Source organism: Pseudorhizobium flavum (genome assembly GCF_044142885.1).
GTDB lineage: Bacteria > Pseudomonadota > Alphaproteobacteria > Rhizobiales > Rhizobiaceae > Neorhizobium > Neorhizobium flavum.
This window is the reverse complement of record NZ_JBIOKZ010000001.1, coordinates 235339-259832: the sequence shown is the minus strand read 5'-3', so window position 1 is coordinate 259832 and position 24494 is coordinate 235339. Positions and strand designations below refer to the sequence as shown.

The 24494-nt window shown below is 59.7% G+C and carries 14 protein-coding genes and 1 pseudogene; 13 read left to right on the top strand and 2 right to left on the bottom strand.

From position 1 onward, the window contains the following. Positions 1 to 6 precede the first annotated feature (6 nt). A pseudogene (locus tag ACEPP2_RS01220) lies at positions 7 to 965 on the top strand (IS3 family transposase); the annotation flags it as partial. Between the two features lie 561 nt (positions 966 to 1526). Here the strand turns inward: ACEPP2_RS01220 and ACEPP2_RS01215 are convergent. Then, the gene (locus ACEPP2_RS01215; protein WP_395515538.1) at positions 1527 to 2159 is read right to left on the bottom strand and encodes a hypothetical protein; all 633 of its coding nucleotides are present in this window, start codon (positions 2157 to 2159) and stop codon (positions 1527 to 1529) included. Between the two features lie 392 nt (positions 2160 to 2551). On the opposite strand from ACEPP2_RS01215, the gene ACEPP2_RS01210 reads away from it, so the two are divergent. From ACEPP2_RS01210 to ACEPP2_RS01185, 6 genes are all read left to right on the top strand, one after another. Then, complete coding sequence (locus tag ACEPP2_RS01210; protein ID WP_395515537.1) at positions 2552 to 7729, top strand: DEAD/DEAH box helicase; 5178 nt, start codon at positions 2552 to 2554, stop codon at positions 7727 to 7729. A gap of 1 nt (position 7730) precedes the next feature. Further along, positions 7731 to 10502, top strand: coding sequence for a DEAD/DEAH box helicase (locus tag ACEPP2_RS01205; RefSeq protein ID WP_395515536.1), 2772 nt, complete (start codon positions 7731 to 7733; stop codon positions 10500 to 10502). A gap of 2 nt (positions 10503 to 10504) precedes the next feature. Continuing rightward, positions 10505 to 14338, top strand: a complete 3834-nt coding sequence (locus ACEPP2_RS01200) for an Eco57I restriction-modification methylase domain-containing protein (RefSeq protein ID WP_395515535.1) — start codon at positions 10505 to 10507, stop codon at positions 14336 to 14338. 2 nt (positions 14339 to 14340) lie between these two features. Then, the gene (locus ACEPP2_RS01195; RefSeq protein ID WP_395515534.1) at positions 14341 to 14616 is read left to right on the top strand and encodes a hypothetical protein; all 276 of its coding nucleotides are present in this window, start codon (positions 14341 to 14343) and stop codon (positions 14614 to 14616) included. Positions 14617 to 14750: 134 nt separating this feature from the next. Beyond that, positions 14751 to 15752: an ImmA/IrrE family metallo-endopeptidase gene (locus ACEPP2_RS01190; protein WP_395515533.1), complete on the top strand. Its 1002-nt coding sequence runs from the start codon at positions 14751 to 14753 to the stop codon at positions 15750 to 15752. A gap of 4 nt (positions 15753 to 15756) precedes the next feature. After that, positions 15757 to 16509: an HNH endonuclease gene (locus ACEPP2_RS01185; RefSeq protein WP_395515532.1), complete on the top strand. Its 753-nt coding sequence runs from the start codon at positions 15757 to 15759 to the stop codon at positions 16507 to 16509. 65 nt (positions 16510 to 16574) lie between these two features. Here ACEPP2_RS01185 and ACEPP2_RS01180 read toward each other — a convergent pair whose 3' ends face one another. Continuing rightward, on the bottom strand, positions 16575 to 17663 hold the full coding sequence (locus ACEPP2_RS01180) for an HNH endonuclease (protein ID WP_395515531.1): 1089 nt from the start codon (positions 17661 to 17663) through the stop codon (positions 16575 to 16577). Positions 17664 to 17823: 160 nt separating this feature from the next. Here ACEPP2_RS01180 and ACEPP2_RS01175 point away from each other — a divergent pair, with 160 nt between their 5' ends. The 6 genes from ACEPP2_RS01175 (at position 17824) to ACEPP2_RS01150 (ending at position 24476) form a co-directional block, all read left to right on the top strand. After that, positions 17824 to 19002: a hypothetical protein gene (locus tag ACEPP2_RS01175; RefSeq protein ID WP_395515530.1), complete on the top strand. Its 1179-nt coding sequence runs from the start codon at positions 17824 to 17826 to the stop codon at positions 19000 to 19002. Between the two features lie 303 nt (positions 19003 to 19305). Next, the gene (locus tag ACEPP2_RS01170) at positions 19306 to 20409 is read left to right on the top strand and encodes a hypothetical protein (protein ID WP_395515529.1); all 1104 of its coding nucleotides are present in this window, start codon (positions 19306 to 19308) and stop codon (positions 20407 to 20409) included. 118 nt (positions 20410 to 20527) lie between these two features. Then, positions 20528 to 20887, top strand: a complete 360-nt coding sequence (locus tag ACEPP2_RS01165; RefSeq protein ID WP_395515528.1) for a hypothetical protein — start codon at positions 20528 to 20530, stop codon at positions 20885 to 20887. After that, entirely contained in the window at positions 20887 to 23007 is a 2121-nt protein-coding gene (locus tag ACEPP2_RS01160; RefSeq protein ID WP_449619202.1) for an AAA family ATPase, read from the top strand. Before ACEPP2_RS01165 ends, ACEPP2_RS01160 begins: the two co-directional genes overlap by 1 nt. 28 nt (positions 23008 to 23035) lie before the next feature. Further along, positions 23036 to 23512 carry a hypothetical protein gene (locus tag ACEPP2_RS01155; RefSeq protein ID WP_395515793.1) on the top strand — a complete coding sequence of 159 codons (477 nt, stop codon included), beginning with the start codon at positions 23036 to 23038 and terminating at the stop codon, positions 23510 to 23512. An 82-nt stretch (positions 23513 to 23594) separates the two neighbouring features. Beyond that, positions 23595 to 24476, top strand: a complete 882-nt coding sequence (locus ACEPP2_RS01150) for a DUF429 domain-containing protein (RefSeq protein WP_395515527.1) — start codon at positions 23595 to 23597, stop codon at positions 24474 to 24476. Positions 24477 to 24494: the final 18 nt, after the last annotated feature.

Sequence of the window (24494 nt, the reverse complement as noted above, 5' to 3'; positions counted from 1 at the left end):
CCATACAGGACGCGCGAGCTGGAGCGTATGCTCGGCCGCAAGACGATGGAGGTTGAAATCCTTCGCGAAGCCTTGTCCAAAGCAGACTCAAAAAAACGGATATCGCGGCCGATCTTGTTGCCGAAGGACGGTTCCCGATGAAGGCCGTCGCCGACACGCTAGGCGTATCCCGTTCCAACCTCGTCGAGCGGTTGAAAGGCAGATCAAAGCCGCGTGGGGCTTACCACAAGGCTGAAGACGCAGAGCTTCTGCCCGCCATTCGAAGGCTGGTGGATCAAAGGCCAACCTATGGCTATCGGCGGATCGCCGCGCTCCTCAATCGCGAAAGGCGAGCCGCCGATAAGCCTGTCGTCAACGCCAAACGGGTTCATCGCATTATGGGCAACCACGCGATGCTGCTGGAGAAGCATACGGCTGCTCGCAAGGGCCGCATCCATGACGGCAAGGTCATGGTCATGCGCTCGAACCTGCGCTGGTGCTCCGACGGGCTGGAATTCACCTGCTGGAATGGCGAGGTCATTCGTCTCGCCTTCATCATCGATACCTTCGACCGCGAGATCATCGCCTGGACTGCGGTCGCGAATGCAGGCATCTCCGGCTCCGACGTGCGCGACATGGTGCTGGAAGCTGTCGAGAAGCGGTTCCGCGCAACGAGAGCGCCGCATGCTATCGAGCATCTCTCGGACAACGGATCGGGTTATACAGCACGGGAGACACGGCTGTTCGCCCAGGCGCTCAATCTGACGCCTTGCTTCACGCCGGTGGCCAGCCCGCAGTCGAACGGCATGTCGGAAGCCTTCGTCAAAACCCTGAAGCGGGATTATATCCGCATCTCAGCATTACCGGACGCCGAAACGGCGCTCCGGCTCATCGATGGATGGATCGAGGATTACAACGAAATCCATCCCCATTCCGCGCTCAAGATGGCTTCCCCTCGGCAGTTCATCAGCGCTGAATCAAACTAGCCGACATGTCCGGTCAAACGGGGTGCACTCCAGCACCTGATCGAATTGATTCGAAAGAACCAAGCAATCAATAGCGAAATAGCTCCTTGGGAAGCCGATCTATGTTGTGGAGCTTTGCGACTGCGACTACGCTCCTGCTGAGTACGCTCGGCACAACGGGAGACGGTAAGTTGGTGATCGTGGAGGAACTCAAACCTCGGCCCTCAGGCTCGGAATCTGATGCTTTATCGTGGCCGCATTTTCGATGCGGATCAGGCTAATCGACCCGGGAACCTTAGAATCGACCCACACACGATTTGGTTCGACATCCAAGGTGAACCACCTGCGCGACAGGCCGCCATACTGACTGCTTTGATCGGTCCACGACCAAAAGCCGACAGTCGGCTAACGGCCCCGTTGCGGTCATAACTCGCGGGTCGACGATGGGATCATACTTGCCATTGAAACCACGATGACGCTGACTTTGTGGCTATCTGACGCACTGGCAGCGACTCGAGAGATGATGAGTAGTTGTTTATTCGCGCAAAGCGTCCCCGACCTGAAGTTTAATAAACCGCGGCATCAGAGATACCCGCGATCTATCACCACCTTGAGCAGCTTGGGATCAGTAGGATATTGTGCGACACGCCCCCGCCCGGACAGGTTACGGATCTTCAAGCCAACGCCATCTTCCCACTCGGTACTGTTGGCGTACTCGCCGAGCCATTGAAAGAGCCTGGGGAAATGTCGGTTCGGCCCGATGTTAATCCGGCCGTTGATTTTGTTGTCATCAAAAATCCGACGGACGACCAAGCGCAAGAATCTGTCTAATCCCATCTCAACAAGCTCGCCGTCGGAACCGGAATCGAATGCAACGGCATGAATGGCAGCGAAGATTTGATTCGCGGTGAGATCGTCAACGCTCTTCACAAGGTTGTCAGCAGCGAGCTTGTCGATGACGTCTTCAACGCTCTTCTTCTCATTGCCACCCTCTTCGAGGTCAAGGGCCACGATCAGACGCTCCTTGTCATCGCGGCGTGCCCAGCGCCTGCGAAGTTCATCCACCATACTGTCAAACCGAGAAGTCGGGGCAGATCCGCAGACTACGAGCTCCTCTCCAAATGCCTCGAGCCAGGCCTTTTTGATCTCTGAGATCACCTTGCTGTAAGTTTTAGAGGACGCCAACATCGCCCGATCGCTGCTAAAATCAGCCATGCGAAAGTTCCTTTCACCGCATCCGTTCAACTTAGCCATGCAATTTTGCGCGAAACTTGCTGCCGCTGATCGTAAGTGAGATTTGTCAAAAGCGACCTGGTGCTCAAGTTTGCGTAATAGATTTGCGTAATAGATATGTCAGTCTTTGAATTACATGATGCCAAAGCTGCCATGCTGCTCCCTGCCCCAGCGGAAATTATTTCCGCCTTTCTCCTTATTCGAAATCTATACGCAGGAGCCGTTACCCCAATTCGAGATCCATCGCTCAACAACGTGGAATCGTCAAGTAGCGCCGCGCTTTCCGGAATTCGGCAACCGGAACGTCAACTTTACTTTCACTACTTGCTGTTTATCGTAAAAAATTATTGTCGATCAGATAGTTGGGCATCTTAATGAAAGCGTTTGAATTTGATCACCAATTGATCCGTGCTTACGAGCACTTTTCGCGTTCATTCAGCGCAATTCGGGCACCCGACCTGAAATCCGAGATCGATGCCCAGTACGACGCCGGAAAATTCTGGCCGGATGCCCTCTTGTCTCTGAACCCACGCTTCATGGCGGGGCCGACGGTCGATGAACTCGTCGCCACGGGTGATCTCGACGACGGCACGGGCAAGGTTTTCCGGTTTGGCACTACGCCTCTTCGCTTTCACCGGCACCAAGCCGAGGCAATCGCGAAGGCGAAGCAAGGAAAGAGTTATGTCGTCACGACTGGCACGGGTTCGGGGAAATCCCTGTGCTTCTTCGTGCCGGTTGTCGACGCAATCATCCGCGCGCGACGCGCAGGAAAGCCGCGCCGCACGACGGCAATCATCGTTTACCCCATGAACGCACTGGCGAATAGCCAGATGAAGGAGATCGACAAGTTCATCGCCGGTTCCGGTTTGCCCGATGAGCTCAAGCCGGTGGTCAAACGTTACACCGGTCAGGAAAGCCGTGAAGAGCGGGAGCGCATCGCTGCCAATCCGCCCGATGTTCTCCTGACGAACTACATGATGGCAGAATTGCTTCTGACGCGTCAGGACGACCTGGACTCGAAAGTCGTCTCGAACGCGTCCGGTCTCGAGTTCATCATTCTCGACGAACTCCATACCTATCGCGGGCGCCAAGGTGCCGATGTCGCGGTCCTCGTTCGACGCCTGCGGGACAGGTGCTCGCCTGACAAGGAGCCAATCTGCATCGGGACCTCGGCAACGATGGCCTCCGAGGGATCGGACGAGAGCCGCGCGCTTGCTGTCGCGAAAGTAGCGTCTCGTCTGTTTGGCACCGACATTGGCCCGGACGCGGTCATCGACGAGTCCTTGCAGCGCGCGACCGATGACGCCCTGAAGACCGAGCACGTCCTTGGCGCTTTGAAGACGGCCCTGACTCAGCCTTTGCCCGACGCGCTCGATGACGAAACCCTGAAGCGCCATCCGCTCTCGGTGTGGGCCGAACTCGAACTCGGATTGGACGATGGCCTTGAGCTTCGCAGGAAGAAGCCGATCCCTTTCGAAGAAGCCGTCGAAAAGCTTTCTCTTGCCAGTGCGGTCGATGCGGAAACCTGCCGAGACTATCTCGAAAAATTCCTGACCCGGGTAAGCCTGCCGGAGCATGAGCGCGGCGGCACGAAGGACGGGGCCTTTCTCGCCTTCAAACTCCACCGCTTCATCTCCGGTGCCGGTGAAGTCTTTACGACGCTCACGGCCAGGCCGCGTAGGATCCTTCTTGAAGGGCAGCTCGAGGACCCCGAAGCCCCTGGAAACCGCCTCTACCCCACGCGGTTCTGCCGAAACTGTGGCCAAGAGTACCATGTCGTGACCAAGGTCGACGATGATGGGAGCTTGCGCTTTCTGCCCCGAAGCATCGACGACACGCCGCTCGACACTGAAGACGACGAGGTCGCGGGGTATCTCTGTCCGGTGACGCCCGGCGACACTGACTTCCAGTTCACGGGCGAGCTTGAGGGTTACCCCGAAAGCTGGCGAGAAGAGAAAAACGGCATTGAACGGCTTAGAGGGTATCGCAAGAAGCGTATGCCGGTGTCCTACGTCGTGGGTGCTGATGGTCGCCACGGAGCGGGCGGAAACGATTTCTGGTTCATCCCTGGAAAGTTCGCGTTCTGCCTGTGCTGCCATGACGAACCGACGCAGGGGATGCGTGAGCGCAGCAAGTTGGCGGGGCTCTCCGGCGAAGGGCGAAGCTCGGCAACAACCTTGCTGGTCGCCAGTGCCCTGGAGTGGATGAACAAACCTGGCAGCGGCGTTCCCGAGACGAAGCGGAAGCTTTTGGGGTTCACGGATAACCGTCAGGATGCAGCCCTGCAGTCTGGCCATTTCAATGACTTCCTGTTCGTGAGTCTGTTGCGCGGAGCCATCCTTCGCGCGGTCATTGCTGCTGGCTCAGGTGGGCTCGCAGAAGACGAGTTCGGCCTGCAGGTGGTGAAGGCGCTCGGCTTTACTGCCGCCAACAAAGAGGCTCGCCAGCATTGGCTGCTGGATTCAAATGCTGGTGCCATCATTCGTGAAGATGCCCAGCGGTCGCTCGCAAAGGTTCTCGCCCATCGTGTCTGGACGGACCTGCGTCGCGGTTGGCGCTTCACCAACCCCAGCTTGTCTGTCCTGAACCTGATCGACGTGAATTTCCTCGGCATCGAGGAAATCTCTGAAGATCGCGAGCGCTTCATGGCCATCCATCCTGCGCTGGGAGACCTCAGCCTCGAACAGCGGCAGGCAATTCTAAAGGCGATTTTGTCCGCGATGCTCGAGGGCCTGGCTGTTCAGACCGAAGCCTTGGACCTGACTGTCCTCGACGGTGTGGCCCAGAAATCCCGAATGCTGCTTCAGGCACCTTGGGCAATTGACCAAAAGGAAAATCCGCGAGCGCGATCCTCGCTCGTCCTGCGCGCGGGCAGCAAGAACGTTGTCACGCTGCGAGAAGAACAAACGCTTCTTCGGGCAGGTCCCAATTCGCGGATCGCACGGCTCGTGAACCGGAAGTCGGTTCTCGGCATGAAGCTGAACAAGGATGAGTACTACGAGTTCATGGAAGGGATGCTTACCTTCCTGAGCGACGAAGGGCTGCTGGTGCCTGTCGAACTCGATAGCGATGTGACGGGCTGGCGCCTGTCACCATCTGCGGTTCGGCTTGTGCCTGGACCGGCCCTCGATGATGAAACGCACCGCGGCAACCGATATTTCCATGACCTTTACACCGCGATTGCCAGTGACCTTGGCGACGGGCGCAGTTCCTACTGGGGGCTGGAGGGACGCGAGCACACGGCTCAGGTTTCGCAAAAGCAGCGAGAGTGGCGTGAGTGGCGGTTCCGTTTCGAGCAGGATGACATGGAGCACCTCGCCAGCTCGGAATACCGCACGGAAATTCGGGCTACGGGCGAGTCAGACCGGTTCCTTCCCGCGCTGTTCTGCTCTCCGACCATGGAACTCGGCGTTGATATTTCCGCCTTGAACGCCGTCTACCTGCGCAACGTACCTCCTACGCCGGCGAACTACGCGCAGCGTGCTGGTCGTGCCGGTCGATCGGGTCAGGCCGCGGTTGTCGTGACCTACTGCGCCTCGGGGTCTCCGCATGACCAGTATTTCTTTGAACGGCGCAACGATATGGTCGCCGGTGTCGTGCGGCCGCCAGCGCTCGACATTACCAATGAAGAGCTGGTCCGATCGCACCTGCATGCGGTGTGGCTCGCGGAAGCGAAGCTGGCGCTTTCTCCCGACATCCCGGAGATTCTGGACCTTCACGGGGATAAATTCCCGCTGAAGGAGGACGTTCTGGCGGTCATATCGAAACCCGCTCTGGTCTCGCAGGCCCGGGGACCGATGGCGCGTGTCTTGAAGCAGATTCTGGCGTCCGACGGAGGGCAAACCCCGATCTGGATGGATGATCCAGACGAGTTCGTTCTTCACACGGCCATGAATGCCCCAAAGGAGTTTGACCGCGCCTTCGACCGTTGGCGGGAGCTTTATAGCTCTGCCAGGACGCAATTGGCCGAGGCCAACAAGCGTTCGGAGATTACGGGGCTTTCAGGAGCCGACCGGCGCAAGATCAAGGCCGCGCAAATGCAGGCCCAGGATCAGATCGCCATCCTCGAACAAGGCAAAGCCTCGAATGGCTCCGATTTCTATTCGTATCGGTATCTGGCAACTGAGGGCTTCCTGCCCGGGTACAACTTCCCGCGCCTGCCGCTCTACGCGTTTGTTCCTGGCGAAGGTAAGACGGGGTCATTCCTGTCCAGAGCCCGCTTCCTTGCCATTTCGGAATTCGGCCCGCGCAGTCTGATCTATCATGAGGGCCGCGCCTACCGGGTTATGAAAGCCAAATTGCCGCCCGAGGTGCGTCAGGGCGACGGATCGGAATTGGCGACCAAGGATATCTACATCTGCTCCAACTGTGGCGCATCACACGAGGGCGAGGTCGAGCGCTGCCATGGGTGCAACAACCACATGGCGGGTGAAGTCCCCATCAAGAAGACTCTGCGCATCGACAACGTCGAGGCGGCCCCGACTGAGCGCATCACGGCCAACGATGAAGAGCGCGTTCGGCAGGGCTTTGACATCCAGACCGTCTTCTCTTGGCCGAAGAAGGATGGGCAGGTCCAAGTGACCAACGCCAAATTCGTCTGTGGCGAGACTTCCCTCTTGGCCCTGCAATACGCCAACAGCGCGGAGATCAGCCGACTGAACAAGGGCTTGAAGCGACGAAAGGACCAGACTGTCTTCGGTTTCCACATCGATCCGAGGTCCGGATATTGGGCGAAATCCGACGACGAGGACAGCGACACGGACGTCCCGCCGGACGTGGTCAAGCCGGTTCGCATTGTCCCGATTGTCCGCGACAGAAAGAATGCCCTGTTGTTCCGCTTCGAAAAGCCGGAGCAGTATGAGCCCGAGACAATCGCGACGGTTCAGCATGCGTTGCTGCGCGGAATCGAAGTGGTTTTCCAGTTGGAAGAAGGCGAAATCCTCGGTGAACCGCTGCCCGCGAGGGACAACCGCCGTGCAATCCTTGCCTACGAGGCAACGGAAGGCGGCGCCGGCGTGCTCACGCGCCTGATTGATGACGGAAAGGCAATCAACGAGGTGGCGAAGACCGCTCTGGGTCTGATGCACTTCGAGAATGTGGATGCTGCGATTGCGGCGGGTGATGCGGATCTGTTGCAGGAGAAGAAAGACGGAAGCTGTGTTCGCGGCTGCTACCGTTGCCTGCTGTCCTACTTCAACCAACCGGACCATGAGCTGATCGACCGCTCGAGCCCGGAAGTGGCGCAATTCCTGATCGATCTTGCACGCGGCACAATTTCCCTTGCTGCGAAGCCGACTGCAGGAGCGGTGGCATCACCATGGCTTGAGGCATTCAGCGCCGCAGGCGTTCCCCAAGTCGATACGATGCCCGCACGTTTCGGAGGCATTGAGTTCGAATTCGCGTGGCGCTCAAGTATGGTTGCAGCGACGACCAAAGAGGTGCCAGCGGAAGCAGAGGCGGACGCGATGAGCAAAGGCTGGGTTATAGTTAATTTGGCCGAATCTCCCTCCGAAGGTCTGCCGGAAGGTTTCATGAAAAATTTTGCAGGTTGATATGACATTGAATTTTACGCCTGGCGACCTGGTCAAAGCACGCGGCCGAGAATGGGTAGCTTTGCCAACTCCCGGGGAGGGGCTCCTTGCTCTACGTCCTCTCTCTGGGAACGAAAACGACATCGTTATTCTCGCGCCGGATCTCGAGTTGACGCCTGTCGAACCTGCTCGCTTCGGTTTGCCGCAAGATGCGCGGCCGACAGTCCAGTCGAAGGCCGCACTCCTTGCAGATTCGCTCCGGTTGACCCTTCGTCGCGGCGCAGGCCCTTTCAGGTCGGCCGCTCAGCTCGCTTTTGAGCCGCGTAGCTACCAGCTTGTCCCACTGTTGATGGCCTTGCGTCTCCAGGTGCCCCGGCTCCTGATCGCCGACGACGTCGGCATCGGCAAGACGATTGAAGCCGGCTTGATTCTTCGCGAACTCATGGATCGTGGTGAAGTCGACGCATTCTCTGTGTTATGCCCCCCTCATCTTGTTGATCAGTGGATCATCGAGCTGAAGGATAGGTTCGGAATCGAAGCTGTTGCCGTCACGTCCGGAACGGCTGCGCGCCTCGAGCGAAATCTGCCGTTGGCGCAGACCTTGTTCGACGCTTACCCCTTCACCGTCGTCAGCCTCGATTACATCAAGGCCGAGAAACGTCGCGATGGCTTTGCCCGGGCATGCCCAGACTTCGTGATCGTTGATGAAGCCCATGCCTGCGTCGGTACGCATAAAGGACGGCAGCAACGCTTCGACTTGCTGCAGGGTCTCTCACGCGATTTGGAGCGTCGGCTGGTCTTGCTGACAGCGACACCGCACTCCGGGGATGAAGAAGCGTTCGCCCGACTTTTGTCGCTGATCGACCGGGAATTCGGTACTGTGAACTTCGAAGACTCCAAGTACCGAGAGCGCCTATCGAGACATTTCGTTCAGCGGCGGCGCGTCGATCTCATCGAGGGGGCATGGGACGAAAACCGCGCTTTCCCCAAGCACGAGACCACCGAATATTCGTATCGTCTGAACGACGAGCACCGGGCATTTCATGAGGCCGTGCTCGAGTATTGCTTCTCAGTTGTTTCTCGGGCGGGAGACGCACAGAAGGATCGACGTCTAGCATTCTGGGGTACGCTGGCGCTGATGCGTTGTGTGGGGTCTTCTCCTGCCGCGGCAATGAGCGCACTGAGAAATCGGGCGTCGAATGAAGATGACCGCCTTGAGCCGCAGATCTATGACGAGGATGGTGACGATGAAGACGCTGTCGATATCGAGCCGAACACGGTCTTCTCCAGCGACCCCGCGCTGCAAGCGCTGCTTGATAAGGCAAGCACACTTGTTTCAGCAGATGATCCTAAGCTGAACGCCCTCATCAAGGCCCTCAAACCTTTGATCAAGGAAGGTGCCAAGCCTGTCGTTTTTTGCCGCTACCTCGCGACGGCGGAACATGTGAAGGAAGGGCTTCGTAAGGCCTTCCCGAAGTTGAACGTGCAGGCGGTAACAGGCGAACTCACGCCAGACGAACGCCGCGATCGCGTTGCCGAGATGGCGGCCGCGAATGCGGACGCCGATGAACAGCGTATTCTCGTTGCGACTGATTGCTTGTCGGAGGGTATCAACCTTCAGCAACTATTCGACACCGTGATCCATTACGATCTCTCCTGGAACCCGACACGCCATCAACAGCGTGAAGGGCGTGTGGATCGCTTCGGCCAGCCTTCCGAACTCGTGCGATCTATCATGATGTTTTCGCCCGATAGCGCGATTGACGGCGCCGTGCTCGACGTGATTCTCCGCAAAGCAGAGGAAATCCGAAAGGCGACTGGTGTCACTGTTCCTCTCCCTGACGAACGTGGGCCGGTCACCGATGCACTGATGGCTGCGATGCTGCTCCGCCGCAGTGGCGGTGGCCAGCAGCAGCTCACCCTCGACCTGCAATTGACCAACGGTGTCCAAGTTATGGAGACCCGGTGGCGCGATGCCAGTGAAAACGAAAAGCGATCGCGTGCTCGATTTGCCCAGAATGCCATGAAGCCGAGCGAAGTGGCGCCCGAATGGGAGAAGGTCAAATCGCTGCTCGGCTCGCCGGAAGAGACGCTTCAATTTGTCGAGCGCGCCATGTCGCGCTTCGGGGTCCCGCTGGAAAACAAAAAGTCATTGCAGGTCGCTCATGTGCATGCTCTTCAGCCCAGTTTGAAGGAAAAGCTGGAGCAGCGGGGTCTCAAGGGATCTCTGAAGCTCGCTTTGCAGGAGCCCGCGCCGTCAGGGACATCGCTTCTCACCAGAACGCATCCGTTGACGTCCTCCCTGGCGGAAACTCTCCTTGAAGCCTCGTTGGATAGTGAAGCGCTTCCGGACCTCGGCATCGGTCGTGTCGGCGCCTGGCCGAGTGCTGCGGTAACGCGGATGACCCGAGTTGCGCTCCTACGCATTCGCTACAAACTGACGGTTCATGCAAGGCGCGAGCGCCTTTTACTGGCGGAAGAAGCCGCACTTGTCGCCCTCGAAGGCAACACGGTCATTGCGTCCGGCAGCGCGGCGCGAGAATTGCTCGCCTCTCCTGCGACCGCGGACCTCGCAACTGTTGCCCGCGATCGCATGATCGACACGGCACGCGCGGCTTTGCCGGAACTCCTCGAAGGTCCGGTCGCAGAGTTTGTGCGCCAGCGTGCCGCCGAATTGGTAGAAGACCATGCGCGCCTGCGTGCCGCCGCTGGATCGGCATCTCGTGTCAGTGTCGAACCCGTCATTCCCCCAGATGTCATCGGCCTCTTTGTGCTCGTTCCGGGGGAGGTGTAGTCATGGCTCGCAAGACGATTACCGATATGTCCGCTTGGCCATCCCTGAGCTTGGAAGGCAACCTGATCGCGCCTGCAATGATCGCCAAGATCGATCAGCGCCAGGCGCCGGAACAGGCGCCCGAGGACTATGCTGTTCGGAAAGGGCTGCAAATCCGCGAGGAAATCGCGACAGCTTTTCGCGTAGGGCAATCGCATTTCGACGCCTTCGTAAAGATCGAGCATCCATCTGCGGCAGCGACCACACGCTTCATTTCCGGCCTCTTCAAGGAAACCTTCGGCTATGATGATCTAACTGCGGCATCCGCTCCGATCGCGCTCTCGGCGTCCGGGCGTGTGCCGATCGTGGTTGTGCCGCCCCAGGAGCAGATCGATCGTCGCAGTCCGACGCTCTCGACAGACCGCTCTCGTTCTCCGGCCTTCGCCCTACAGGATTATCTGAACGACCGCGACGATGCTCTCTGGGGTGTCGTGACCAACGGCGCACAGTTGCGTCTGACGCGCGACAACGCCTCGCTGACAAGACCTGCCTACATCGAGGCCGATCTCGCCCAGATGTTCGCAAATGAGGATATTGCCTCCTTCGCTGTGCTCTGGCTTTTGATCCACCGCTCCCGTTTCGGCGCGGCAGAGAGCCCCGCCACCGATTGCGCTCTTGAGCGTTGGCGCGATGCCGGCTCCAAGGAAGGAGAGGCCGCTCGTGATCGATTGGCAGATCAGGTCCAGCTTGCCCTAAAGCTGCTCGGCTCCGGTTTCCTTGAAACCAACCCCGAACTGGCAGCCAAACTGCAAACCGGAGACGTGAACCTCACTGAGTGGTTCAACGAACTCCTGCGCCTCGTCTACCGCCTGATCTTCCTTATGGTCGCCGAAGACCGCAACCTGCTCCATCCAGACAAAGCAAGGCCCGAGTCACGCAGCCTTTACGCCGAAGGCTACTCGCTGCAGTCGCTGCGAAAGCAATGCTATCGCGCCGCTACCTGGGACAAGCACCATGACCGCTACGAGGGCGTCAAAATCGTGTTCCGCGCGCTCACCCAGGGCCAGCCAGCTCTCGCGCTGCCTGCCCTCGGCGGTCTCTTTGCCGAGGACAGGCTGCCACACCTCGAAACCGCCCGTTTGCGCAACAGCGCCTTCATGGAAGCGCTCTATCGTCTGTCCTGGCTCGCCGACAAGAATGGTATGGTCCCGGTCAACTGGCGTGCAATGGAGACCGAAGAACTGGGTTCGGTCTACGAATCGCTCCTCGAACTCCAGCCCCAGCTCGGCGACGACGGCAAGACGCTCGTCTTCGCCTCCGAGGCGGCCGAGCAAAGGGGCAACCAGCGCAAGACCACCGGCTCCTACTACACACCCGACAGTCTCGTTCAGGCGCTGCTCGATTCCGCGCTCGACCCCGTGCTCGACAAGACCGAGGCCGAGGCGGACGACCCCGCAAAGGCGCTACTGAAACTCTCGGTGATTGATCCCGCTTGCGGCTCGGGCCACTTCCTGCTGGCCGCCGCCCGCCGAATCGCTACGCGGCTCGCGCGCATCCGGGCGGAGGGCACGCCGTCGCTCGCCGATTTCCGCCATGCACTGCGCGATGTCGCGCGCTGCTGTATTCATGGGGTGGATCGTAACCCGATGGCGGTGGAACTGACCAAGGTCGCGCTCTGGATCGAGACGGTGGACCCCGGTCTGCCCCTCGGCTTCTTCGACGCACAGATCCGCTGCGGCGATGCGCTGCTGGGCGTCTTCGATTTGCAGGTGCTGCAGGACGGCATTCCGGATGCCGCCTACAAGCCCCTGACGGGTGACGATAAAGACACGGCACGCTACTACCTGCAGGCCAATCGTGCGGCGATATCCGGTCAGGGCGGGTTCGATTTTGGCACTGGACTGGCGTCGATGCCGGAAATGAAACCGATAGCGCTGGATTTCTCGGGGTTCCGTGATCTTCCGGAGGATACGGTCGAGCAGATCGGGGCCAAGGCCAAGCGGTTCAAGGAGTTGCGCAAAGGGCAGGCATTCGTTCGCGTCAAGGCGGCAGCGGACCTCTACGTGGCAGCCTTTCTGCAGCCCAAGGTGGGCGGCGCGCCGGCCGGTGCGTCAGAACGGACTGTGCCTACGACCGAGGAGCTGTGGATGGCGCTCAATCAAGGAAAGATGCGCCAGGCGATGGTCGAGGCGCCCAAGGCCGCCCGTAGCGCTCGAGCGTTCCACTGGCCGCTGGAGTTCCCCCATGTCATGCAGGGCGGCGGTTTCGACGCCGTGATTGGCAATCCACCATGGGAAAAATACACTATTCTTGAACGCGAGTTCTTTACGGCGATACCTGAAATTGTTGCGGAAGCGAATGCAGAAAAGCGCAGAAAACTCATTGAAGACAAGCTGAAGCGGTCACCAATCCTTGCCGAGGCCTGGTCTGCTGCGCAAAGGGAGGCGTCTGCGAAAGGCGATTTCGTACGGGGTTCCGGCCGGTTCCCGCAGTCTGCCGTTGGCGAACTCAATCTCTACCCATTATTCGCGGAATTGGCGACACACCTGACAAAGCGTGCTGGCTGGACCGGTTTTATCCTAAAGTCTCTGATGTTCACCGGATCAACCTGGAAAGGTTTCACAGATCACTTGGTTACCAGTGGGCGGTTGAGAGCAGTCTTCGATTTTAAAAATTGGGAGATGCTCTTTTCTTCGGTCGGATACCACGAACGGTATTCCCTCACTACGATGGGCCCGGAACGCCCAGATATCCGAATGCAATTGGCTGTCGGCCTCACAAACCCGGCGCAACTATCAGACGACAGTTCCGTTATTGCTGTTGATCGCGCGTTTCCTCGCCGCGTCAATCCCGAAACCGGCACGCTCCCACAGTGTGAAACTCCAGAGGACCTTAGGATTCTTACGCGGGTAGCCGAAGAACTTCCAACTTTGGGCCAATCTGACTGGAATGCTCGGTATACTAGCGGATTACATATGACTTCCGACGCAGCAGAGCTGCGAGACAGAGAAGCACTGGAAGCAGAGGGTTTCCAACTCAGGGGCTCATGGTTCCTGCGCGGATCAGAAGAGTTTGCTCCTGTTTACGAGGGTAAATTCATCCACCAGTACGACCATCGATTTGCGACTTTCGAAGGCATTCCCGCAGACAAGCGATTTGGCATCAAGGCCGCAACCATCAATCCGACAGAGGACCAAAAAAGAGACCGAAAACTAGAAATCGTTCCGCGATACTGGGTACGGCGACGATTTTTCGAAGAAAACGCTCATGCCCGTCGCGTGAGCATGGACTGGAACCTCGCCTTCCGGGATACAACAAATGTCATAAGCAATTTCAGAACGGCGGTTGGATGCGTGGTTGGACCCACGGCCTTCAACTATAAATGCCCCAACGTCGTAATCGCGTCTGGTGATGCGGTTGCTTCGGCGCTTTTTCTGTCAATGTTCAACTCAGTTCCCTATGACTATCTGCTCAGACAGAAGTTCTATGGTGCGAACTTCACAAAATCGATGCTCCTCCAAACATTTGTTGTCAGCAGAGCCGTGGTCACGCCTTACGAAGCGAAATTGCTCGATGCGGTTGCCGCCCTGACCAACACATCTGAAAGCGTGGAAGGATTCTGTAGACTTCTAGGACGAGACCACCTTTGCGTGAACGACACGAAGGAAAGGATCGAGCTGCGCGCTTGGATTGACGCACTTTATTTCGATCTTTTCGGGTTCGACGCCGATGAGGTCGAGTACGTATTCGATACGTTCCCGATCTGGCGGGATAAGTCCACGGAGGCTTGGGGAAGCTTCTATGAAAAAGAGCGCACTTTGGCGATATTCGCCAAGCTGAAGAGCGAGGCAGCTTGAAGATGCCACAGTCCGACAAAAGTACCACTTTTCTCGACGCCTTTTACGCCCGCGCCTACGGCCTGACCCGCGACGAGCTGCGCTACATTCTCGACCCCGCCGACGTGAAGGGCCCCGACTACCCCTCGGAAACCTTCCGCGTCCTCAAGGAAAACGAAATCCGCCTATACGGCGAATACCGCACCCGCCGCCTCGTCCTCGAAGCCTGGGACCAGATGGAAGCCAACGGCGAGTGGCGATGGGGATGTGAGCGATGCCCGCCCTTGATGCCCATCTGATGGAGCGGGCCGTTCCGCATTTTTGTGATGCCTTTGCGACCTTCGGCAACGATGATCGTGACCTTGGCGCGACCGCACAGGCAATCACCTCAGCCGCAAAGATGGCAGGCTTTTCGAAGCGCGGACGTCGATGGATGCTGGAGTATCTGTGCGGTTTCATCGACACGCTGGAAGAGCGGGGAATTGATCCCTTCCAGGCGGGTAAGCAGGTAGACGAGCCTGACGCGCTTTTTTCCATGAAACGCCTGGGCGGCCTTTTCAACGTAGAGCATACGGTTCAGCAACCCTTGCAGAGCGTGTTGTTCGAGCCGAGGGAGGAAGAAAATACAACCGAGCGTGCCCTGATCGACCAGTTGATCGCGGCGACCAGGCTCTATGATAGCAGTGAGGCAATCCAGGAATTGCTCGATTTCACAGCCCGCCTTCGGGAATTCGCACCTTTTAACGCGATGCTGCTGCATATCCAGAAGCCGGGCCTGACCCACGCGGCAACCGCCCATGATTGGTGGCATCGCTTCGGTCGAGTGCCAAAAAAGGGCGCGCGGCCGCTTCTTGTTCTACGCATGAAGGGGCCGGTGGACTTCGTCTTCGACATCCAGGACACCGAGGGCGATGATGTTCCGGTTGACGCGTTCTCCTTCCCGACCTTCGGTGCTCTGAGCGATCGTCGCTTCGACGAGTTCATGCGCGAGGTTCGCAAGGAGAAGATCGAGCTGGTCCGGCTGGATGCGGGCGATGATCAGGCCGGCTGGATCCGGCTGCTGTCACGCCCGGCGGATAACAAGGGCAAGAATCGCTATCAACTGGCCTTCAACCAGAACCATTCTGCACCAACGCGTTTCGTCACAGTGGCCCACGAGCTCGCACATCTTTATCTCGGTCATCTAGGAGCCGACCTCGGACGTCGAGTGCCGGATCGCCGAAACATCTCGCATGCCCTGCAGGAGGTGGAGGCCGAAATGGCCGCCTATCTCGTCGCCATGCGCAATGGCTTGCGGCCCCGCAGCGAAAGCTACCTCTCCGATTACAAAGGAGCGTTCGAAGATCTGAACCTATATCCCGTAACTCGAACCGTGAATGCTGTCGAAACAACGCTGGGCCTCTCGGCCCAAAAACTGTGGAACGAGAAGGCATGAGCCAATGATCGAGGCGCCCCAGTCCTTCGTGACCCATCAGGAATGCGACAAGGTCGCGTTTCAAAATGGCTTTCGCCGAAGAAACGGTGAAACTGGCGGCTGGCGGTGCTATGCTTCGACCACCGCGCAAGGGTCCATCTGGCTCGCGCGCGAATATGCCGGTGGTTGGCTACTCGCCTTGGATCACCCCGGCGTCATCGCCGAGATGGACCTTGAACCTATTTCTGTCGAAGGCCCCGGTCTCGCCCGCTTCCGTTTCGCGGATCTGGTTCTGCTATACGCGGCAATGCCACGCGTCTATGAGCTTGCGCTCAGCCTTCCGAATGCACCGCTTCACGAGTTTCTTGATCAGACCAATGGGCTGCCGAGATCGACAGAGGCGGAACGCCTCGTGGTCCAGCGTGTCGGGCAGAACATCTTTCGCGAACGTCTGATGGCTTACTGGCAAGGGCATTGTCCGTTGACAGGTATCACCGACACGTCACTGCTGCGTGCCTCCCACATCAAGCCTTGGAGCGAGTGCGAAAGCGACGCCGAGCGGCTCGACGTGCACAACGGCCTCCTTTTGTCTGCACTCTGGGATGCGGCCTTCGATAGCGGCCTTGTGAGTTTCGGTGATGCGGGAGCACCGCTCTTCTCACCCGTCTTGAGCGAGGAAGGTAGAGCCTTACTCACTTGGAGCCACCCGCTTCCTTTGACTGATAAACATCGCGAAAAGCTGGGCTGGCATAGGGCAAAGTTTGCCGAATGTGTGTGAGTAGTAGAATCCGCGATTACGGAAGTTATGTTTGGGCCAAGACTGCGGAAATCATTTCCGCAGCCTCACCCCTTAAACTTCTCCCTGCGGTGGTACTGCAGGAACTGTGAATGCGGCCGCTCATCAGCGCGTGCCGGCACAAGTAGGCGTCGCTCCGGATTAATGAGCCGCGTCACAGTGTCGGGAACGCCGCCACTGGCGATCAGCAAGCTGTAATCATCATCGACGGATATCAGGCCCCGGTCGAACATCCAGTGCACGGTTCCGGATAGAGCCAAGCCATTGCGGACGCTGTCCGGACCGCCATCGGCCACCGGGCGAATGTGCGCGGCCTGCACTTCAGATCGCCCGCCACCATTGATCAGCTTGATGCCGGTGACTGCGCAGGTGTCCTGATAGGCTGATTTGATGGCCACGGAAAACGCGCGGTCGCGGAACGGACGCTGCAACACCTGTGAGACGATCCTGCGGTCGACGCTGTCGGCCTCGAACGGCATCTGCGGATTGTCACCAAATCCGATGCGCGCCTCCTCGTCCGGGTCTGGCGCCGGCCGTTCGCGATCCCGCTTTCCGAGAACGTGCGCAAAGCCGGCGGCGAGGATCAGGTCGTACTCGGCGTCGGAGATTTTTCGCACCGCCCGACCAAACGCTCCCTTGTTCGTCGAGCCGTCGTCCTTCCGCAGCCCGCTCTCATAGTAACTGTCCGCCTCCTTGAAAGGGACGGCGTGGTCGAACGGCAGGAAGTCCCCGATCAGCGCATAGAAGTGATCCGCCTTCGACGGATCCTCGATGATGTCGGTGATCCTCGCGGTCGCAAAATACGCCTGTTTGCCACCCGTCTTCATCAGGTCGCCGCTCGGGCGCCGCGGCTCGTAGTAGATGATCCAGTCACCGCGCGCCGCCTCGACTTGCCGCAGATAGGTGCGCGGAAAATGGTACCGCTGCTCCGGAAGATCGTCATATGTCGGATCGACCTTGGTGGTGAGTATGGCCTTGGACATGGTGAGGCTCTTGTTCCCGTTGCTCACGGGTACCAAGTTGGTGTGCACGTGGAAACAGCTTGTTTTCAAGATGGCAGCACAACCTAGGAGGGTATTTTCTTGCTGTCGGGGATTTACTTCGAACATCGCTTCAAAATGGCTGTAAGTAAGCAACGTGAAGTATCTATATAAGTATAAACTGCTCCATCCAAAGTATTTGTGGCTCGACGCAACTGCCGGTAAACATTGACTAACTTGAGCTGGTGGGCGATGATACATACATCAATCGCGATAGTGCGGTTTGATGTTTTTGCGATAAGCAAGGATCTTTGACATGACGAAGAAGACAACAAAACGGCTCTCCGGCCGCTTTGACTACGCCGCGCTCGACATCGACGCGCAGAGCAGGACGCAACTGGAGGCGGCAGCCGCCGGCATCCAGGCTCTCGGGCGCCGATCGACGGACCAGGCCTTCGAGCTGGGCGATCTGCTGGAGCAGGCTTCCGAGCTTGTCGAACCGGGCACTTTCGAAAGATGGGTATCGCAGCGATGCGACATCTCCTCGAAGACCGCCCGCAACTACAGGGCCGTTGCTCGCAATCTCTCGCGCTACCGTGAGCGAGCGGTCGAGCTTGCGGTGAGCCCTACTGTCCTTTTCCATCTGGCGTCCGCGCCAGAGGAGAAAGTCGAGGCCGCCTTAGCTCATGCCGAAGAGCATGACGGCATCCGCGTCAGCGAGGTGAAGGCCCTGCTCGCGGACGGCGCCGACGCAACCTCAAAGGAGTTGAACGGCGTCGAGCTAGCGGACATCGGTGGACTGTCTGGTCTCCGGGCGATGATCGATCTCAAGACGAAGACTGGCATTGCCGCCTTTGTCGAGAATGCCGCAGCTCTTGCCGCGGCAGTGGCCAAGGTTCTCGAAAGCAAGCCTGAGGGCAAGCGTCTGCAAAAGAAGGGCCTCATCCCGTTGCTGGAGCCTCTGGCTCGTGCTGCCAAGCGCAGCTTAGGCAATGTGCTGCTTCTGGACGCACCCGGTGACATCGACGCACGCAAGCTCTCGGACAACGAACTTCCTATCGGAAGTCGCTGGTTCAGGGTTTTCGACATGCTCGATGACATGGGCGACCGTGAAGCGTGGCCCGAGGCGAGGGAGCTTGAGGTCTGGTTGGACCTCACGGTCCTACCACTGCTCCAATGGGCGACGTGCCGGACGAAGCAACCAGACTGGCCTCTCGAAGCTCCAGTCGCTTCAAAGTCGGCAGACGCGGTGATGCGAAGCGGTCTCGAGGCGCTCGGCGGCGTCGTGCGGGTCGAACCGCCAAGCCTGGATCCTGCCGACGACGTCGGCGCTGCCCTCGAGGACTACCAGCCGCCCGCGTTCCTGGCACGCAAGGCTCCAGCAGCAGACGAGGACGGTTCGAATGTCCTCCCGTTCAACTCGACTGAAGCGCGGTCGGGGCTACGGAAGCCGAGAGCGCTAATGCGCAAACCTGCCGAGGCGTCGGCGGACTGAACACAAGGAAGGGGCTCTCGGGCCCCTTTCTTGATTCCAATTTGTCGGTGACGGCTGAGATCGGTTGGATCGCGCGTCGATTCACCGGCTGTTCACCATCGGACGCAGGGACCAATTTTCGGCATGAGCCCGCCGTTAACCTCGTTCCGGATCCGTTCTCTTTTTCGCGAGAGGATCCTTGAGATCCGGTCGGGGTCCTGCCAGGTATGAGTGGCTCCACGGATCGGAGCAAGCGGCCCAAGCCGGTGCTACCAACACCGACAAGGGCCTGACCCTCAAGCCTTCTAGGAAAGGAATCGGGCTGTGACTAACCTACACTCGTCGTCCCCTCATGGGAAAGTTCTGCGTGCCGCTATCGCGGCGTCTTCCAACGATCATGCCGGCACGGCTTCGACGCCGCGCTGCCACTTTGCGGACCGCCTTGCGGTGCAGACGGAGCCGCCGGTGCTGCGCCGTTACCCTCACATCGTCCTCTATCCGGAAGTCGAAGCAGACTTCGACCTGCTGATCGAAAAGGCGATCAACGCGATTGCCGAAGGCGAGCCGGTCGAGGACGAAATCCTCGGGCACTATGTCAACGTTGCCTCGCTGGTACGTGCCGTCAGCTTCCGCGAAGGCAAGCTCCTCGAGCAGGCGGTCGAGCGTCTCTCCAAAGCCAATCCAAACCTGGTCGTGCTGATGCAGTCAATCAAGCTGCCGCTCGTCAAGGCGGCCATCGAGGCTGTGGCCGGCAATGATTGGCAGCACCTGGAAGAAGTCAGACTTGACTGTGAGGCGCCGGCCAAAGGAAGCTATACACCCGACCTCATCGTGGTGAACCGGAGGCGGCATTCCGCCTTCATTCTTGACCTCAAGCGGTCGTTGGCGTCGTACGGAGACACGAGCCGGCTGGAAGAGCTGAAGCTGAAGATGATGGCAGCGGCCATGATCCTTCCGGATTGGCTGTACAAGACGCAGAAGCGGATCATGGTCGACACCGTTGGCGTTGCGATCGTCGATGGCGCAAGCCGTCCGAGCGACCATGCCGCCGGCGTCTGGGCACTGTCCGAGATCGACGACCTGCTGGAGATCGATGGCGCGGCCGCTTGTATGGCCGAGCTTCGCCACCGCTTCGGCAATCGCGTCCAGCAGCTCCTCAAGGCTGAGGCACGTCGCGCACTCGGCATCCCGCAGCCAGGCTCTGCGCCGCTAGCTGCGGCCTCATCTCAGTTGCCGTCACGCTTCGGCGCGCTGCGCGGTGCCGGTCGCTTGATTGCTCGCTGTGAGCCGGACGGGGAAACCTTCGACAGCGATGGTCCCGACGGCGCTGACGACATGGCGGATGAACCGGACCGCGACGAGGACCGGCCATCTGGTCCGCCGCAACGCATCCGCGTCGGCTTTGTGCGAAAGCTGCTCGACGCCTGATCGGAGACTGCTGAGCTCCTGCCCACGCTGAGGCTGCGGCTCTGACGCTGCAGCCCGCCCATCCCCTTTGCCCGTCCATTAGCGCCGACCGACCTACGGTCCGGCGAGGAGACATCGCATGTCTGAACACCACCATCATTCGCGTCACCGCCTTGCCTGTGACGCCGTCGAGAAGGCCGCCGAGGCCGCACGCCCGATCTGCGCTCCCGACGCCGACCCGGCCATCATCATCGGCCTTGCCCTCAGCCACGTTCGACAAGGCGGCCAAGGCAACCGGTCCATCCCCGCACCCGTTATGGCGTATCTTGATATGCTGGCGGACCGCGGGGATCCGACCTGCCGCATGGTCCGCCACTGGATCAGCCGCAGAAGGGCAACCTCATCCTCGCATGCCTCGAAGCCACCGCAGCGCAGATGCTCTGATCATCGCCTATCAGCGGAAATCATTGCCGCCACCTCTCTCCACGAGGTGCTGTGATGGACCGGCTGTCATCCTTCCTCGTCCGGCGCCTGCGGCACATGACGCGGCGCGAGGTCCGGCGTCGTGCTGTCCGGAATGGCCTGCTGACAATGACGGTCATGCAGATCGACGGGTACATCGTCGGCCGCTACCTTCCAGCCTTCGACCCAGCCCATCTTTCCGGATATGCCAAGCGGGACCGGCAGTGGGTGCGCGAAAAGCTGGCGCCATTCCTGATCGAGCCGGACCAGCCAAAGCCGGGCCGTGTCGATCAATCGTCATCGACGCCAGTCCTCCCCTCCTACCTCCGCCTCGGCGCCGACGTGCAAGCGACGACCGCCTCGGCGGCCTATGCGACGCGTATCGTGGGAGAGGCAGGGGAGGCGCTCAGCGTGAAGACCATCGCGACGGTGCTTCTGCTCTCTGCCGCAATGCAAGAGGCGGGCGTCGAGCTTGGCGATGTCGTCAGGCTTCTGCGCGTGGCCGCGCCCGTGTTCGCAGTCCATCTTCAGGTCGAGGGCGTCGAGCGGGCGCTGTTGCAGCTCGTTGAGAAGACAGCGCTTCTTCCGTACGGACCTTATGTCGGCATGGCCGCCGATTTCACCTTCGTTGAGGACATGTGGGCCTGGGGCGAAGGGGAGGCACAGCGCGTCTTCCTGCATGTCCTCGTCGGCGAGGACCATCTTCTTAGCCGGCCAACCCTGCGCCGGCAGCTCACGAAAGCACTTGCTCATGGATCGCCCGTGCTTGCTGTCTCGGAGACGGGCCAGGAGATCCCCGACCAGATTGACCTTACCTGTGACGTCAGGCTCACCGGCGGCGGGATCGATGCGACATTGCTCGTCGACTTGTTCGAGGCAGTCTACGGTCACGCACCGACTTGCGCCCAGGAAATCCGCATCCGTCTGCTCGACGTGGCGGCGCTGACGCTGGACGACCTTGCCATCGCTGTCCGCCGTGGGCGACCGATCCAGCTCAGCATCGAGGCGCTGGGCGGGCTTGCAGAGCGCAATCGTCAGGAAGAAGCAGAGGGTGATGGCAGAGAGGACACAAAGCCGCAGCGACGCCTGATTACCCAGAGCCCAAGTGACAGGCACCGCAAGAAGGCTGAGGAGGCGAACGCAGAGGACGCTCCTCAAGCTCACAAGAAGACCAGAGCGAGAAGCAAACCGACCGGCGCGGAGGTCATCCAGCCGCAGTCCATCGACGACGACGGCGCCGGGAAACCGCCGCTCATCGTCGAGTCCTTGTCAGGCTACGGCGCCGCGAAGGATTGGGCGCTAGGGTTGAAGGCGGATCTCGCTGACCATCGGAGCGGTGATCTGTCGTGGTCCGACATGAGCACCAAGCTCCTGCTTTCCGGCCCTCCCGGAACGGGCAAGACAACCTTTGCACGGGCGCTGTGCAACAGCCTGCAGATCCCGCTGGTCGTCACCTCCGTTTCCACGTGGCTGCAAGGAGAATACCTGCACGCGGTGCTGGACCGGATGGCAAACACCTTTGCTGAGGCGCGGTCACAGGCGCCGTGCATTCTCTTCATTGACGAGATCGACGGCATTGGTACGCGGGTGTCGGTGTCGCGGGAGTATGCCGATTATTGGAATGCGTGCGTCAACAAGTTGCTGGAGCTGCTCGACGGCGCCGTGAAGAGCGAGGGCTCATTGTCGTCGGTGCCACGAACCGCCCCCACGAAATCGATGAGGCAATCCGAAGGTCTGGTCGGCTGGAGACGCATATCGAGATCCCCAAGCCTGACATTCCGGCACTTGCCGGGATCCTCGCTCATCATCTGGGCGCCGATCTCGACGTCATTGCAGCCGGACGTGAAGGAGACGCATCGTGATCAGGACCACAGAGCAGGAGGGGCCGTTGGCGAGTCGCGTCGGCACATGGCAGACGGATGCCCGCCAACTAGGCCATCTAGCCACGCAAGACGACGCGACGGCGCGTGCGTTGCTGCGGCTGGCAACGCGAGCAATGGGGCTCACCGGCGCCGATATCGAGCGTATCGTCCGAGAGGCACGGCTGAAGGCACGGCGCGAGAAGCGGCGTCTGTCTTACGCCGATCTCGAAGCCGGCATCCGCGGTCACCGGCCGCCACTGCCCCACGACGTCCGCTGGCGCCTGGCGATCCATGAATCCGGGCATGCCGTCGTTCATCACGCGTTGCGCCTCGGCTCCGTCAAAGGGCTGACGATCGATGCCAAGGACGGCGGACAAAACACCGTCTCCTTTGGCGATGGTCCCGATACCGTCGAATGGTATGAGCGGCTGCTTGCGCTGCTGATGGCAGGCCGAGCGGCGGAACTCATTGTGCTGAAGTCTGCCTCCGCCGGCTCTGGCGGAGCCGAGCACAGCGACCTCGCCCGTGCGACCCGCATCGCCACCAGCATGGAGCAGACGCTGGGCTTCGGCGCCAGGTACCCGCTGCTCTACCTCGAGCATCGAGACGCGACCGACATCCTGAGCCGTGATGGCGATGTTGCGATGCGCGTTCATCAGCGGCTTGAGTTCGCTCAGGCGCGGGCGACGGAAGTCATCTTGGAAAACCGGAACGTGTTCGACCGGCTGGTGCGCACCCTCTTTGATGCTCAGGCGCTCGACGGTGATGCGGTGATGGACATCCTAACCTCCAGCTCCTAGACCTCCTACAAAGCAGGAGGGCGGGATGTCTGTGGCCGTAGTTGCACACTGTGACTGGAGTACAGACCGGAAGAAGCGGTGGATGTGCGTAGCCTTACGCTGCGGCACGGCCTGGCTGATCTCACCGCCCGAACAGGTCGGCGACACCGCCGCCCTGATACCACGGCTCAGGCAGCGTTCCAGAACAAACGGAGCCCTCCTGATGGGCTTCGACTTTCCCATCGGCCTGCCTGCGGCTTATGGGAGGGCCTCAGATCTCCCTGACTTCCGCTCTGCGCTGCGCACCTTCGGATCAGGACGGTTTGCGCGATGGTTTGAGGTTGCAGAGCACCGCGATGACATCTCCCTCTATCGCCCGTTCTATCCGATGCGGCCGGGCGGCACGCGACGCCAGCATCTATACGACGCCCTGAATATCACAGACGGCTCCGCTCTCCTAAGTCGCTGCGAGCGGAGAACTGCCAATCGAGGTGACGCCTGCATGCTGTTCTGGACGCTGGGCGGCAACCAAGTCGGAAAGGCGGCTATCAGCGGCTGGCGCGAGATCATCATCCCGAACCTGGCTGATGCCGTTCTATGGCCGTTCGACGGTGCACTCTCAGACTTTGCAGCGCCCGGCGCCACCGTTATCGCCGAAACCTATCCTGGCGATGTTTACGGGCAGCTCGGGATTCCACGCAAGCCGGTCTGGAGCAAGCGGCAGCAGTCTGGCCGCCGTAGCGTCGGCGCCCATCTTCTCCACTGGCTAGCGAGCCGGCCGCATTTCGATGGTGGGGCAGTCGAACCTTTGATCCGGGACGGGTTTGGCGCCGACAAGTCTGGCGAAGACCGGTTCGATGCGCTCGTGGGGCTGTTTGGTATGATCGATGTGGTCGAAGGACAAAGGGCTGAGGGCGCGCCGACTATGGAGGAGCTCATGACCTGGGAAGGTTGGATCCTCGGTCAGCAGGCCTCAGCCCCCTGACATGAAGTAACTTACGGC

Bases quoted from the DNA above. Each gene is read 5' to 3' on its own strand.
- ACEPP2_RS01195 (WP_395515534.1), top strand. From the start codon at position 14,341: ATGCCACAGTCCGACAAAAGTACCACTTTTCTCGACGCCTTTTACGCC.
- ACEPP2_RS01175 (WP_395515530.1), top strand. From the start codon at position 17,824: ATGACGAAGAAGACAACAAAACGGCTCTCCGGCCGCTTTGACTACGCC.
- ACEPP2_RS01215 (WP_395515538.1), bottom strand. From the start codon at position 2,159: ATGGCTGATTTTAGCAGCGATCGGGCGATGTTGGCGTCCTCTAAAACT.
- ACEPP2_RS01200 (WP_395515535.1), top strand. From the start codon at position 10,505: ATGGCTCGCAAGACGATTACCGATATGTCCGCTTGGCCATCCCTGAGC.
- ACEPP2_RS01160 (WP_449619202.1), top strand. From the start codon at position 20,887: ATGGACCGGCTGTCATCCTTCCTCGTCCGGCGCCTGCGGCACATGACG.
- ACEPP2_RS01210 (WP_395515537.1), top strand. From the start codon at position 2,552: ATGAAAGCGTTTGAATTTGATCACCAATTGATCCGTGCTTACGAGCAC.
- ACEPP2_RS01165 (WP_395515528.1), top strand. From the start codon at position 20,528: ATGTCTGAACACCACCATCATTCGCGTCACCGCCTTGCCTGTGACGCC.
- ACEPP2_RS01150 (WP_395515527.1), top strand. From the start codon at position 23,595: ATGTGCGTAGCCTTACGCTGCGGCACGGCCTGGCTGATCTCACCGCCC.
- ACEPP2_RS01205 (WP_395515536.1), top strand. From the start codon at position 7,731: ATGACATTGAATTTTACGCCTGGCGACCTGGTCAAAGCACGCGGCCGA.
- ACEPP2_RS01190 (WP_395515533.1), top strand. From the start codon at position 14,751: ATGCTGGAGTATCTGTGCGGTTTCATCGACACGCTGGAAGAGCGGGGA.
- ACEPP2_RS01185 (WP_395515532.1), top strand. From the start codon at position 15,757: ATGATCGAGGCGCCCCAGTCCTTCGTGACCCATCAGGAATGCGACAAG.